The organism is Nonomuraea sp. CX421 (assembly GCF_059358955.1).
In genome coordinates this window covers 49451-62282 of the sequence record NZ_JCADBK010000001.1, presented here as the reverse complement: position 1 = coordinate 62282, position 12832 = coordinate 49451, and the positions used below count along the sequence as shown (strand labels likewise).

14 protein-coding genes are annotated in these 12832 nt (G+C 70.6%); 2 read left to right on the top strand and 12 right to left on the bottom strand.

The genetic code is table 11. The features are described 5' to 3' along the window. Position 1: 1 nt before the first annotated feature. Positions 2-1381, bottom strand: coding sequence for a dihydrolipoyl dehydrogenase (lpdA, locus tag AC5L3X_RS00305; protein ID WP_494854243.1), 1380 nt, complete (start codon positions 1379-1381; stop codon positions 2-4). A gap of 27 nt (positions 1382-1408) precedes the next feature. Then, a complete protein-coding gene (locus AC5L3X_RS00300) occupies positions 1409-1822 on the bottom strand; it encodes a DUF488 domain-containing protein (protein ID WP_189121891.1) in 414 nt (137 codons plus the stop codon). A gap of 67 nt (positions 1823-1889) precedes the next feature. On the opposite strand from AC5L3X_RS00300, the gene AC5L3X_RS00295 reads away from it, so the two are divergent. Then, the gene (locus AC5L3X_RS00295; RefSeq protein WP_494854241.1) at positions 1890-2942 is read left to right on the top strand and encodes a quinone-dependent dihydroorotate dehydrogenase; all 1053 of its coding nucleotides are present in this window, start codon (positions 1890-1892) and stop codon (positions 2940-2942) included. 85 nt (positions 2943-3027) lie between these two features. Then, complete coding sequence (locus tag AC5L3X_RS00290) at positions 3028-3579, top strand: GNAT family N-acetyltransferase (RefSeq protein WP_189121889.1); 552 nt, start codon at positions 3028-3030, stop codon at positions 3577-3579. Here the strand turns inward: AC5L3X_RS00290 and AC5L3X_RS00285 are convergent. From AC5L3X_RS00285 to AC5L3X_RS00240, 10 genes are all read right to left on the bottom strand, one after another. Then, complete coding sequence (locus tag AC5L3X_RS00285) at positions 3576-4688, bottom strand: sensor histidine kinase (RefSeq protein WP_494854239.1); 1113 nt, start codon at positions 4686-4688, stop codon at positions 3576-3578. The two genes, AC5L3X_RS00290 and AC5L3X_RS00285, sit on opposite strands and share 4 nt — an antisense overlap. A gap of 11 nt (positions 4689-4699) precedes the next feature. Then, entirely contained in the window at positions 4700-5353 is a 654-nt protein-coding gene (locus AC5L3X_RS00280; RefSeq protein WP_494854237.1) for a response regulator transcription factor, read from the bottom strand. Positions 5354-5409: 56 nt separating this feature from the next. Continuing rightward, positions 5410-6579: an ABC transporter permease gene (locus AC5L3X_RS00275; RefSeq protein ID WP_494854236.1), complete on the bottom strand. Its 1170-nt coding sequence runs from the start codon at positions 6577-6579 to the stop codon at positions 5410-5412. Then, complete coding sequence (locus tag AC5L3X_RS00270) at positions 6576-7226, bottom strand: ABC transporter ATP-binding protein (protein ID WP_494854234.1); 651 nt, start codon at positions 7224-7226, stop codon at positions 6576-6578. The genes AC5L3X_RS00275 and AC5L3X_RS00270 overlap by 4 nt, the downstream gene beginning before the upstream one ends. Then, positions 7219-8250, bottom strand: a complete 1032-nt coding sequence (locus tag AC5L3X_RS00265) for a peptidoglycan-binding protein (protein ID WP_494854233.1) — start codon at positions 8248-8250, stop codon at positions 7219-7221. The genes AC5L3X_RS00270 and AC5L3X_RS00265 overlap by 8 nt, the downstream gene beginning before the upstream one ends. Beyond that, entirely contained in the window at positions 8247-8759 is a 513-nt protein-coding gene (locus tag AC5L3X_RS00260) for a hypothetical protein (RefSeq protein WP_494854231.1), read from the bottom strand. Before AC5L3X_RS00260 ends, AC5L3X_RS00265 begins: the two co-directional genes overlap by 4 nt. Before the next feature lie 109 nt (positions 8760-8868). Continuing rightward, positions 8869-10467, bottom strand: coding sequence for a beta-N-acetylhexosaminidase (locus tag AC5L3X_RS00255; RefSeq protein WP_494854230.1), 1599 nt, complete (start codon positions 10465-10467; stop codon positions 8869-8871). Beyond that, positions 10464-11276 (bottom strand): N-acetylmuramoyl-L-alanine amidase, encoded by an 813-nt coding sequence (locus AC5L3X_RS00250; RefSeq protein ID WP_494854229.1) that lies wholly within the window; start codon positions 11274-11276, stop codon positions 10464-10466. Before AC5L3X_RS00250 ends, AC5L3X_RS00255 begins: the two co-directional genes overlap by 4 nt. A 28-nt stretch (positions 11277-11304) precedes the next feature. After that, positions 11305-11547: a hypothetical protein gene (locus AC5L3X_RS00245; RefSeq protein WP_189121885.1), complete on the bottom strand. Its 243-nt coding sequence runs from the start codon at positions 11545-11547 to the stop codon at positions 11305-11307. 120 nt (positions 11548-11667) lie between these two features. Further along, positions 11668-12717 (bottom strand): LacI family DNA-binding transcriptional regulator, encoded by a 1050-nt coding sequence (locus AC5L3X_RS00240; RefSeq protein WP_494854228.1) that lies wholly within the window; start codon positions 12715-12717, stop codon positions 11668-11670. Positions 12718-12832 lie beyond the last annotated feature (115 nt).

The window sequence follows — 12832 nt, the reverse complement described above, 5'->3', positions numbered from 1 at the left end:
ATCACATGTTGATCATGTGGCCGGACAGGCCGTGGATCGCCTCCTTGACCGCCTCGCCGAGGGTCGGGTGGGCGTGCACGTTGCGGGCGACCTCGTGGACGGTGAGGTCCCACTGCTGGGCCAGCGTCAGCTCGGGCAGCAGCTCGGTCACCTCGGGGCCGATCAGGTGGGCGCCGAGCAGCTCGCCGTACTTGTCATCGCTGATGATCTTGACGAAGCCGGTGGTGTCGCCCAGGCCGTGAGCCTTGCCGTTCGCCGTGAACGGGAACTTGGCCACCTTCACGTCGTAGCCCAGGTCGCGGGCCTGCGCCTCGGTGTAGCCGAAGCTGGCCACCTGCGGCTGGCAGTAGGTGGCCCGCGGGATCATCACGTAGTCGAGCTCCATCGTCTCGGCGTCGCCGATGGTCTCGGCCGCGATGATGCCCATCGCCTCGGCCGCGTGGGCCAGCATGAGCTTGGCGGTGACGTCGCCGATGGCGAAGATGTGCGGCACGTTGGTCCGGCAGCGGCCGTCGATCGCGATCGCGCCCCGGTCGGTCAGGGCCACGCCGGTCTTCTCCAGCCCGTAGCCGTCGACCCTCGGCGCGAAGCCGATCGCCTGCAGCACCTTGTCGGCCTCGAGCACCTGCTGCTGCCCGTCGCGGCTGACGGTCACCTTGACGGAGGAGCCGGTGTCGGTGATGTCCTCCACGCGGGTCGAGGTCAGCACCTCGATGCCGAGCCGCTTGTAGCGCTTGGCCAGCTCGGCCGACACCTCCTCGTCCTCGAGCGGCACCAGCCGGTCGAGGAACTCCACGATCGTCACCTTGACGCCGTAGTTGCGCAGCACGTACGCGAACTCCACGCCGATCGCGCCGGCGCCCGCGATGATGATGCTGCCCGGCAGCTGCTCGGAGAGGATCTGCTCCTCGTACGTCACCACCCGCTCCGACAGGCTGGTGCCCGGGATCAACCTGGTGGTGGCGCCGGTGGCGATGATGCAGTGGTCGAAGGTGACGGTCTCGCCGTTGACCTGGATCGTGTTGGCGTCCAGGAACGTGCCACGGCCGTCGTACTCGGTGATGGCGTTCTTCTTCATCAGGTAGTGGACGCCCTTGACCCGGCCGTCGGCCACCTTGCGGCTGCGCGTGTAGGCGGCGCCGTAGTCGAAGGTCACCTCGCCGCTGATGCCGAACGTCTTGGCCTCGTTGTGGAAGATGTGGGCCAGCTCGGCGTTGCGCAGCAGCGCCTTGGACGGGATGCATCCCACGTTCAGGCAGACGCCACCCCAGTATTTCTCCTCGATGACCGCTGCGCGCAGCCCGAGCTGGGCGGCGCGGACCGCGGCCGTGTATCCTCCTGGACCCGCGCCGAGAACGACGACGTCATAGTGAGAGCTCATGAGTCGGACCATACCGCCCGCCCGGCTCTACCCCTGACCGCCGCCCTCGCCCTGATGTCCTGCCCCCTGTCGTGCTCCGGCCGATGATCTGGCGAGCAGCTTCCGGACGTGGTCGCACAGCACGCGGGCCTCGTTGTGCTCGGTGTCCTTGGCCGCGTAGAGCAGCGTCACCGGGCCGCGCCTGGCGGCGTCCAGCAGCGGCCGCAGGGCGTCGGGATGCTGGTCGAGCTGGGCCCGGTAGCGCGAGGCGAACTCCTGGTAACGCTCGGGGCGGTGACCGAACCACTGGCGCAGCTCGGTCGCGGGCGCGAGGTCCTTCAGCCAGCCGTCCAGGTGCAGGTCGGCCTTGCGGACGCCGCGCGGCCAGAGCCGGTCGACGAGGAACACCGTCCCCTCGGCGGGTTCATGGTCGTAGACGCGTTGGATTCTGACAGGTCCCATACAGGTCGCGTACCCGGGCGGGCCGCGATCATCGCGCGCGACGCCGGGTTGGTAGCCTGACCTCTTGATGTATCGCCTCGTATTCACGCAGGTCTTGCGACGTTTCGACGCCGAGGCCGTGCACCACCTGACCGTCCGGGCCCTCGCGGTCCTCTCGACGCTGCCGCTGGTCAAGCGCCTGCTGCACCGACGCCTCGCGCCGCGTGACCCGGCCCTCCGGATCAGCGCGTTCGGCGTGCACTTCCCCGGGCCACTGGGGCTGGCCGCCGGCTTCGACAAGGACGCGGCCTGCGCCGAGGGCATCGCGGCACTCGGCTTCGGCCACGTCGAGGTCGGCACCATCACCGCCCACGGCCAGCCCGGCAACCCCCGGCCACGGCTGTTCCGGCTGGTGCGGGAGCGGGCCGTCATCAACCGGATGGGCTTCAACAACGAGGGGGCCGTCGCCGCCGCCCGCCGCCTGCGCCGCCCGCGCGGCCTGCCGGTCGTGGTGGGGGTCAACATCGGCAAGACCAAGGTCGTGCCGGAGGCGGAGGCCGTGGCCGACTACGTGGAGAGCGCCAAGGAGCTGGCGCCGCTGGCCGACTACCTCGTGGTCAACGTCAGCTCGCCCAACACGCCCGGGCTGCGAGACCTGCAGGCCGTGGAGCTGCTCCGGCCGCTGCTGCGCGCGGTCAAGGAGGTCGCCGACGGCACCGCCCACCGCACCCCGCTGCTGGTGAAGATCGCCCCCGACCTGACCGACGACGACGTGGACGCGGTGGCCGACCTGGCGCTGGAGCTGGGCCTCGACGGCATCATCGCGACCAACACCACCATCAGGCACGGCGGCGAGACCGGCGGCCTGTCGGGGCGGCCGCTCAAGGAGCGCTCCCTGGAGGTGCTGCGCCGGCTGCGGGCCCGCGTGGGCGACCGGCTCACCCTCGTCTCCGTGGGCGGCGTGGAGGACGTCGACGACGTGTGGGAGCGGCTGCTCGCCGGCGCCACGCTCGTGCAGGGCTACACCGGCTGGATCTACGGCGGTCCGCTGTGGGCCTCGCGCATCCACCGGCAGCTGTCACGCCGCGTACGCCGCCACGGCCTGACCTCCATCACCGACATCATCGGCCGCACCGCCTGAGACCGCACCGCTTGAGACCTGAGACCGCGCCACCTGAAACCGGTGGCGCGGTACGGCGGCGTGGCGCGGGTCCTAGGGTTGGACGGTGAACTTCCCACTCGCTGACGGCGTCGTCCTGCGTCCGGTCGCGGCCGACGACGCGGAGGCCCTCGCCGAGGCGTACACCCGTAACCGTGAGCACCTGCGCCACTGGGACCCTGACCGTCCCGACGAGTTCTTCACCCCGGAGGGTCAGGCCGCCCGGGTGAAGGACCAGCTGGAGCAGCGCAGCACCGGACGCCTGGTGCCGTACGTGCTCGCCGACGGCGACACCGTCGTCGGCTGCCTCAACCTGAACGACATCGTGCTCGGCCCCTTCCGCAACGCCCATCTGGGCTACTGGGTCGACGCCCGCTACAACGGCCGCGGCCTCGCGACCGCCGCCACGCTGGTGGCCTGCCGGGTGGCCGACGAGCGCCTGCGCCTGCACCGGATCCAGGCGGGCACCCTGCTGGACAACGCGGCCTCCCAGCGAGTGCTGGTCAAGGCGGGGTTCGAGCCCATCGGCGTCGCCCCGCGCTACCTGCACATCGACGGTGCGTGGCAGGACCACCGGCTCTTTCAGCGCATCCTCAACGAGCGCCCACCCGGGAGCTAGCCGACAGGGAGGCCGGCTCGGGCTCTGGGCAGCGTGACGGTCACGCTAAGGCCGCCCTCCGGGCGAGGCGTGGCGACGGCCGTACCTCCATGTGCCCGGGCGATCGCCCGGACGATCGAGAGTCCCAGCCCGGCGCCGGAAGCAGACCCGACGCGAGCGCGTTCGAGCCTGCTGAAGGGCTCGAAGAGCCGGGCGACCTGCGAGGCCGCCACCGCCGGCCCGGTGTTCTCGACGGTGAGAGCGACCTGATCGCCCAGCGTGGCGGTGCGGACCTCGATCAGCCCGCGCTCGTCGTTGTACTTGGTCGCGTTGTCCACCAGATTGGCGATCATCCGCTCCAGCAGGACCGGGTCGCCGACCGTGGGAGCGGACTCCAGATCGGGACGGTCGGCCAGGTCGCGCAGATCCACCGGCTCCCGCGTGGTCAGCTCCCGCTCGCTCTGGGTCAGCAGGAGCAGCCCCTCGATCAGGCGTTCCTGCCTGCCGTTCGCGGCGAGCAGCTCGTCACGGACGGGGCGGAGCGGCCGGGGGAGGGCGTCGTCGCTGAGGGAGACCTGGAGGAGCGCCCTGCTGATCGCCAGGGGTGTCCTGAGCTCGTGCGAGACGTTGGCCACGAACCGCCGCTGGCCGTCGAAAGCCCGGTCGAGCCGTTCCAGCATGGAGTCGAAGGTGTCGGCCAGCTCCTTGATCTCGTCGTGCGGCCCGCCGAGCGAGATCCTGCGGTGCAGCGTCTCTCCCGACAGTTTCCTGGCGGTCTCGGTGACGGTCAGCAGCGGAGTCATCGCCCGCCGGGCGATGAACCAGCCGGCCGCCAGACCGGCGAGCCCCACGATGGCGGTCGCCAGCAGGGACCAGCTCAGCAGCCAGCTCATCACCTGCTCCCGATAGCGCCCGATCTGGTCGTTGACCGACGACACCATGATCGCTCTGCCGGATCCCGGGGGCGGGGTCGGCGGCTCGGTCCCGGCCGGCCGTACGAAGGCTCCCTCGGCGAGGACCTGCTGGTTGAGGATCTGGTTGACCGCGACGTAGTTGATCGCCACCAGGATGCCGGTGGCGAGGAAGAAGAGACTCCCGTAGATGAGGGTCAGCCGCCAGCGGACCGGCATCCGCCGGCCGGTCAGATGCGGTAACCCGCGCCGGGCACGGTCTCGATCAGCGGCGGCTGGCCCAGCTTCTTTCGCAGGGTCATCACCGTCATCCGCACCGAGTTGGTGAAGTAGTTGATGTTCTCGTCCCATGCCTTCTCCAGCAGTCCCTCGGCGCTCACCACGGTGCCCTCTGCCCGCATGAGGACCTCCAGCACGGCGAACTCCTTGGGGCTGAGCGCCACGTATCGCGCATCCCTGAAGACCTGGCGGCGGCCGGGATCCAGGCTCAGTCCGGCGCGTACCAGCACGGGCGGCACCGCCTGAGGTGTACGGCGGGCGAGCGCCCGCAGGCGGGCCACGAGTTCGGGGAAGTCGAAGGGTTTGGTCAGGTAGTCGTCGGCGCCGAGCCCCAGCCCCTCGACCTTGGAGCGCAGATCGCTCGCCGCCGTCAGCATGATGATCCGGGCCGGGATCCGCTCCGCGGCCAGCGCCCGGCAGACCTCGTCACCGTGCAGGGACGGGAGATCCCGGTCCAGGACGATCACGTCGTAATCGTTGGTCATGGCCCGCTCGACGGCGGCGGAGCCGTCATGGACGACGTCCACCGCCATCGCCTCCTTCCGGAGACCGGTCGCCACGACGTCGGCGAGGACGCGCTCGTCCTCCGCAATGAGCACCCGCATGCGGGAAATGATCCACGATGGGCCGTAAGAGGTGGGTCAAAGCCCCTGCGGGTCCGTCAGGTGGTCGCGAGCGCCAGCGTCGGTGGCAACCTGGCTGCTCGCATGGCCGGATAGATCCCCGCTACGACCCCCACCAGGAGCGTCGCCGCCAGGCCGCCGCCGATGGCCCATGGGGGCACCACGGCCGGCATGTTCCGTACGGCGGCGAAGCCGATCGTGACCACGGCCCCGCACACCGCGCCTACCGCTCCGCCCAGGCCGGACAGCAGCAGCGACTCGGTCAGGAACTGGGTGCGCACGTGGCCGCGCCTGGCCCCCAGCGCGCGCCGCAGGCCGATCTCCCGCCGCCGCTCAAGAACCGAGATGACCATCGTGTTGGCCACGCCGACCCCGCCGACCAGCAGGGCGACCGCCCCCACCCCCAGCAGGAGGCCGGTGAAGGCGCCCGCGGCCGCCGCCCGCGCGGCCAGGGCGTCGGACGGCCGGCTGACCTTGACCTCCTCCGGATGCTCCGGGTTCGCCGTTCTGGCCAGCACGTCGCGGACGGCGATGACGTGGTCGTTGTCCGCCCGCGTGTAGATGGTGGTCGGATATCCGTCGAAGGCCAGGTAGCGCTCCGCCGCGGAGAAGCCGACCAGCACCGATCTGTCGATCTCGCCGGCCAGGGTCGACCTGTCGAGCACGCCGATCACGGTCCACCACTGGCTGCCGATCCACACCTGCTCGCCGGCGCCGACGCCGAGCCGTTCGGCGGCCAGCGCCCCGAGGACGACGGCCCGCTGCCGCTCGTTCGCCGCGTTGAGCCAGACGCCGTGGCGCACCGAGGTCTTGAGCGTCTGGAGCAGATCGGCCGTCGCAGCCTGCACCAGGAGCCCGCCCGTGTTGGTGGCCGGGACGCGGTCGGTGCGGTAGGCCGACACGCTGATCAACCCGGTGGAGGCCACGGACTCCACCGGCCCGATGCCCTTGATCATCCTGGTCGAGGTCTTCGGCAGGTGGGCGCCGTCGCCGAACATGGTGTCGCCGGGCGTGACCCGCAGCAGGTTGGTGCCGAGCTGGTCCAACTGGTCGAGCAGGTCCGCCTTGCTGCTGGAGGAGATGCCCACGACGGCCACCATGGTGGCGATGCCGATCGCGATGCCCAGCGCCGACAGCAGCGCCCGGGCGGGGCGGGAGCGCAGTCCTTCCGCGCCGACCCGGATGACGTCCGATGCCGCGAGTCTCATTCGATCCGCCCGTCCCGTAGCCGGATCTGTCTGGGAGCCGCGGCGGCCACCTCGGTGTCGTGGGTGATGATCGCGACGGTGGTGCCCGACCCGTTCAGCTCGCGAAGGATCGACAGCACCTCGGCTCCCGAGACGCTGTCCAGATTTCCGGTGGGCTCGTCGGCGAGCAGCAGCACGGGCTCGCCCACGACCGCTCTGGCCACGGCGACCCGCTGCTTCTCGCCACCGGACAACTGGTTCGGCCGGTGATCCAGCCGGTGACCGAGCCCCACCCGCCGCAGCGCCTCAGCCGCCCGCTCGGTGCGCTCGCTCCGCCGTACTCCCGCGTACAGCAGGCCGTCGGCCACGTTGTCCAGCGCGCTCAGGCCGTCGGACAGGTGAAAGGACTGGAAGACGAAGCCGATGTGCCGGGCGCGCAGCTCCGACAGGCCGTCGTCGTCGAGTTCGGCGACCTCGTGGCCCGCGATGCGCACGGTCCCGGCCGACGGCCGGTCCAGGGTGCCGATGAGGTGCAGCATCGTGGACTTGCCGGAGCCGGAGGGGCCGACGATTGCCACCAGCTCTCCCGCCTCCACCTTCAGATCCACGCCGCACAGCGCGCGAACCCCGCCAGGGTAGGTCTTCTCGGCGCCGATCAGCTCAATCACCGGGCACCTCGACCTTCATCCCGGGCTGCAGCCGGTCGCCGGTGATCTCCACTCGTCCGGAGGTGAACATGCCGGTCCGCACCTTGGCGATGCGCCTGCCCGCGCTCTCGACGACGCGGACGCCGTACCCTCCCTCGCGCAGCGCGAGGAGCGCCTCGACCGGGACGGACAGGACGCCGGGACGCACCTCGCTCCGCATGGACACGGACACCGGCGCCTGGTCGAACCCCTTGAGCTCGTCGTCCAGGCTCACGTCGACGTCGATGGTCGGCTCACCGCCCGGCCGCTCCGGCTGCCGGGCGACGCTGCCGATCGACGTGACACGCCCGGTGGCCTTGTCGCCTGTCGGGCTCTCCAGGTCGACCTTCGCCTCCAGTCTGGCCAGGTGCTGGCTGGTGGCCGCCAGATCGATGTGGACGATCAGCTTCGTGCCGGTCGCCGTGACGGCCGACCGGCCGGCCGGCTCGCCTTTCGCGCCGGTCACCTCGGCGATGCGGATGGGACCCGTTGTTACGATCACCTGGGACCCGTCCACGCGGCCGGTCTTGCCCAGGCCGTTCTTGCCCTGCCAGGCCTTGACCGCCTTCGCCGTCTCCCCGGTGAAGGTGTTGTCGATCTTCCCCGGATCGTGACCGAGGGCCTTGAGGTTGGTTTCGAGCTGCTTGACGTCCTTGCCTGTGGTTCCTTGCGCCATCTGCCGATAAATGGGCGTCTCGCCGTACATGAGCAGTACGGGCTTGCCGGCGACCTCGTAGATCCAGCCGCCCCGGCGGATCACCGCGCCCTCCGGCCTGGTCCCTGTGATCACGCCACGCGCCTGGTTGGGCAGGGCGCGGCGCTCGGCGTAGCGGAGGGTCCCCGGGACGGTTTTGTGGTCCACGAGGTCGGATCGGGTGATGTCGGCTGTCCCGGCGGGCGCGGCGGTCGAGGCGGACACGGGCGCGGCGTCGTCGCGGGTGGCGGCCAGCGCCACGACCGCGCACCCCGCCACGACCGCACCCAGGAGGGCTAGGCGACGCTTCACTGGTCACCGGGTTTGGGAAGCAGCGGCTGGCAGGCCTTGTCGGCGTTCTTCATCACCGGCGACTCGGGGGAGACTCCCGCCTCCGCGGGCACGCCCATCCGGGCGTTGCCGCCGTCGAATTTCGGGTCCGGCATATTGACGCCGTGTTCCCGCATGCATTTCGCGTAGGCGATGAATTTCGCCTGATCCGCGGCGGGGACTTCAGCGGCGCCTTTTCCGGTCATGACCGGGGCGTACTGCTTGCATGTCTCCTGAGCCTCTTTCAGCGCCCCCTCGCCGCCCGAGGGCATCTTTATTTTGATCTTTCCGTCGGTGCCGGGATCGTCCATTTCGACGCCGTGCTCCCGCATGCACTGGGCGTACTTCACCGCGTCCCCCTGCGCTTTCGCGGGGCTCGCGGACGCCGTGCCGCCACCGGCCGACGCAACCCCGGTGGACGACGGCTGCGCGCCGCAGGCCGCCGCGCACACCAGGGGAACAGCGGCAAACAATAACCTGAATTTCGCCATGCCGGCTTTCTAGCGGAACCCGGTTAAGCATGCGATAAGCGAATATGTTTATGTGATGTTTATGCGCTGCGGAAACGGGATCATCCGCCGACGTAAATGGCACGTCCGGCTAAACGCTGGGGCGGGTCGACTCCGCGTCGTGGGTCATCTGGTCGAGGCGCTCCATGAGCTCGGTCATCGTGTACGAGCTGGGCCGGTGTGGCCTGCGCCGCTGCCACGGCCGGGGCCCGTCGAGAGGGCGATACCGCACGCCGAGGGCGTCGAGCCGGCCCAGGTGCGCCTTCAGCCGTTCCGTGAAGCCCTCGCCCGCCGAGCCGCGCCAGGCCACCTCGGCCAGCGCGCACGCCCGGGGCCAGGCGCGATAGTCGAGCGTGCCGGCGTCGGGGATGTACTCGCTCCACAACTGCGCCTGGACCCCGACGACGTGCGAGCGCTCGTCGTCCGTCCAGTGGTCCGGAGCGGGGGCGAAGGCGGCCACGTCGGCCACCGTGATCACGTCGCCGAGGGCCCTGGGCTCGTCCTCGGAGGTCGACTCCGCGTAGTCGAAGTAGAGCGGGAACACCGGCGTCGCCACCACGTCGTGGCCGGCCGAGGCGGCACGCCGGCCGACCTCCATGCCGCGCCACGGCATGACCAGGGTGTCCTGGCGCAGCCCGCCGCTGACGAACGCCTCGTCCCAGACGACCGCGCGCGAGCCCCGCTCGGCCAGCAGGTCGGCGAGCCGCCGCAGGAACCACGACTGCAGCGCGGGCATGGAGCCCAGCCCCAGCGAGTCGCGGTAGGCGGTGATCTCGGACGAGGCCGCCCACTGGTCGAGCACCACCTCGTCGCCGCCGATGTGCACGTAGGGGGTCTCGCCGAGGGCGCCGACCAGCTCGTCGAAGATCGTGGCCAGGAACTCGACCGTGGGCGGCAGCGGCGAGAGGATCGCGGGGGAGATGCCCCAGTGGTCGAGCACCTCGTGGCGCTCGCCGGTGGCTCCCAGCGCGGGGTAGGCGGCCAGGATGGCCGAGGCGTGACCCGGCACGTCGATCTCGGGCACGATCACGACCCCGCGAGCCCGCGCGTACGCGGCCAGCTCGGTCAGGTCGTCGAGCGAGTAGAAGCCGCCGTGCGGCAGGTCGTCGTAGGTCCGCGGGTCGCCGCGCAGGCTGGTCACGGTGCGCGGCCGGTGCGAGGAGACCTCGGTCAGCAGCGGATAGGCCCTGCTCTCCACCCGCCACCCCTGGTCGTCGGCCAGATGCAGGTGCAGCCGGTTGAGCTTGTGCACGGCCATCAGGTCGATCAGCCGCAGAACCTCCCGTTTGGCGAAGAAGTGCCGGGCCACGTCGAGGTGCAGCCCCCGCCAGGCGAACCGGGGGGAGTCCTCGATGCGCACCCCGGGCACAGTCCAGGAGCCGTCCGCCGAGAACCGGTAGGACGCGTCGGGCAGCAGCTGGTGCAGCGACTGCCCGGCGTAGAACGCCCCGGCCCGCCCACCGGCGGTTATATCCACCCCGCGCGACCCCACGACCAGCTTGTACGCCTCGGCCCCGAGCGCCGGGTCGTGCCGCAGGTCGACCGCCCCGGAGTCGCCGGGCAGCAGGTCGAGCCCGGGAAGCGCCACACGTACGGCGTCGGCCAGCTCGACCGGCCCCGACACGGTGGCGCCTCGGGCGTGCTCGTAGGAGGCGGACAGGGACCGGAGCAGGCGTGGCTCGGGGATCACGAGGTGAAGTATCGCTGCAGGCCGTTCGCCAACGCCAGAGCGATCCGCTCCCGGAACTTCGCATCGCCGAACTTCGCCGCCTCGGCGGGGTTCTTCATGTTGCCGGTCTCGATGAAGACCTTCGGCACCGCCGACAGGTTGAGCCCGCCGAGGTCGTTGCGGAAGTCGAGCGCCTTGCTGCCGATGTAGGTCGAGTAGGGCAGACCGGTGCCCTTGCGGTAGGCGTCACGGATGTCGATGCCCAGCCTGCGGGAGTCGGCCACGACCGGGTCGACCGGCCCGTTGATCTTCTTGGGCATGATCACGTGGAACCCGCGGTTGCCCGGGGCGCTCCCGTCGGCGTGGATGGAGATGACGGCGTTGGCCTTGGCCTTGTTGCCGATCGCGGCCCGCTCGGTGATGCACGGCCCCACGCTGTTGTTGCCGGACCTGGTCAGCTTGACCTTGGCGCCCCGGTTCTTGAGGATCTTGGCCGTCCGGTTGGCGACGTCCCAGGTGAAGGCGGCCTCGGTGTAGCCGCCGGTGGTCTGGGTGCCGGTGGTGTCGCAGGCCTTCCACTGGGTCAACACGTTGACCTTGCGGTTGACGGCCGCGGGATCGCGGTAGTTGCCCCCGTTGTGACCGGGATCGAGGACGATCACCTTGCCGTCGAGCGGGTTGGCCACGGCGGCCGCCGCCGGCGCGGGCGCTGCGGTGACCGGGGCCGGCGCGTCGGCCTGACCTGCCGCGGAGCCGCCGGTGGCGGCGGCGCCGCACGCGGAGGCGATCAGGCCGCAGGCGGCGAGGACGCTGGCTGGAAGTGGACGCATACGTCCCAACTTACGCCAGGGCCGGTTCTCACCAGACGTGTTCGCCGACCTCCTGCCGCTGGAGCAGCGCGGCCAGCTCCCGCGCGTCCTCGGCGTCGAGGCCGAGCACGACGCGGGGGCGGCCCCACGGGTGGTCGAGGGAGTGGGCGACGTAGCTGGCCACGGACTCGGCGTCGGCGCCGAGTCCCCTGCCCGCCCGCCAGTAACCCCAGGCCCGCTCGAGCTCGGCCGCCGCTCGTTGGGCGCAGGACACCAGTTCTGGATCACGCATGACCGTTCCCCCGGATCAGATCGTGACCGAACCATATTCGGCCACACTTTGCATGACCCTGGCGAGTAAACCGCCGTACGTGGAGGACGCCAGGCGGGTTGACCGAGCCTTTGGCTGTTCTTAGACGGGTCCCGTGCTGCGCCGTACGATCAGCTCGGGTGTCACCTGACGTAGCCGCGCGACCTTGGCGGGATCTCCGATCCGGTCGCTGAGCAGGGCCGCCGCCGACCGGCCCATGGTGCGGCGCGGCTGGTCGACGGACGTGAGCGAGATGTGGTGCGACGCCGACAGGTGGGTGTTGTCGTAGCCGACCACCGACAGGTCGTCGGGCACCCGCAGGCCAAGGTCACCGGCGGCCGACAGCACGCCGAGCGCCAGCATGTCGTTGGCGGCGAAGATCGCCGAGGGGCGTGGGTCCCGGGTCAGCAGGGCGTGCGCCGCCTCCCTGCCGCCCTCCTCGGACGAGGCCGCGGCCTCGACCATGATGTACGGGGCGAGGGCGTGCCGGCGCATCGCCACGAGGTAGCCCTCACAACGTGAGGGGCGCGGGCCCTCGATGTGCGCGATGCGCTTGTGGCCCAGCTCGACCAGGTGGTCGATGGCCAGGCGGGCGCCCAGTTGGTCGTCGTCGACGACGATGTCGACGCCTTCGAGCTCGATGTCACGTTCCCCTACGACGACCGTCGGCGTGTAGGAGGTCGCCTCGATCAGCGTCTCGCTGGTCGGGGCGATGCCTAACAGCACCAGCCCGTCGACCCTGAGCTCCAGGAAGGCCTCCACGGCCTCGTCCTCGAACGCGGGGTCCCACTGGCTGTTGCCGATCAGCATGCGCAGCCCGTCGCCGTGCAGACTCTCCTGCAGGCCGTCGAGGAACTCGGCGTAGAACGGGTTGTGCAGGTCGGCGACGAGCGCGCCGACGAGGTGGGTGCGGCCCTCGACGAGACTGCGCGCGACCGCGTTGGGCCGGTAGCCGAGCTCGCGGGCCGCCTGGAGCACGGCCTGCCGCCGATGCTCGCTCACATGCGGGGAGCCGCGTAACACGAGCGAGACCAGCGATTTCGAGACGCCGGCACGCTCGGCGACGTTGCGGATGGTGGGTCTTGGACGAGGCAGCGCGTCTACCTCTCGTAGCTCGGCGATAGTTGAAGACTTGACCGGTGGTCCTGACATGTGTCTCCCCCGCGATGCGAAGTTGGGCACCTGTCTCACCAAACGATCGAGTCAGCCGCAGGGTACGGCCTGAGGTAAGGGAAGGCTGATATTGACCGGTTCGCCACACGTCCGC

Bases quoted from the DNA above. Each gene is read 5' to 3' on its own strand.
- lpdA (WP_494854243.1), bottom strand. From the start codon at position 1,381: ATGAGCTCTCACTATGACGTCGTCGTTCTCGGCGCGGGTCCAGGAGGA.
- AC5L3X_RS00300 (WP_189121891.1), bottom strand. From the start codon at position 1,822: ATGGGACCTGTCAGAATCCAACGCGTCTACGACCATGAACCCGCCGAG.
- AC5L3X_RS00295 (WP_494854241.1), top strand. From the start codon at position 1,890: ATGTATCGCCTCGTATTCACGCAGGTCTTGCGACGTTTCGACGCCGAG.
- AC5L3X_RS00285 (WP_494854239.1), bottom strand. From the start codon at position 4,688: ATGCCGGTCCGCTGGCGGCTGACCCTCATCTACGGGAGTCTCTTCTTC.
- AC5L3X_RS00280 (WP_494854237.1), bottom strand. From the start codon at position 5,353: ATGCGGGTGCTCATTGCGGAGGACGAGCGCGTCCTCGCCGACGTCGTG.
- AC5L3X_RS00275 (WP_494854236.1), bottom strand. From the start codon at position 6,579: ATGAGACTCGCGGCATCGGACGTCATCCGGGTCGGCGCGGAAGGACTG.
- AC5L3X_RS00260 (WP_494854231.1), bottom strand. From the start codon at position 8,759: ATGGCGAAATTCAGGTTATTGTTTGCCGCTGTTCCCCTGGTGTGCGCG.
- AC5L3X_RS00250 (WP_494854229.1), bottom strand. From the start codon at position 11,276: ATGCGTCCACTTCCAGCCAGCGTCCTCGCCGCCTGCGGCCTGATCGCC.
- AC5L3X_RS00245 (WP_189121885.1), bottom strand. From the start codon at position 11,547: ATGCGTGATCCAGAACTGGTGTCCTGCGCCCAACGAGCGGCGGCCGAG.
- AC5L3X_RS00240 (WP_494854228.1), bottom strand. From the start codon at position 12,717: ATGTCAGGACCACCGGTCAAGTCTTCAACTATCGCCGAGCTACGAGAG.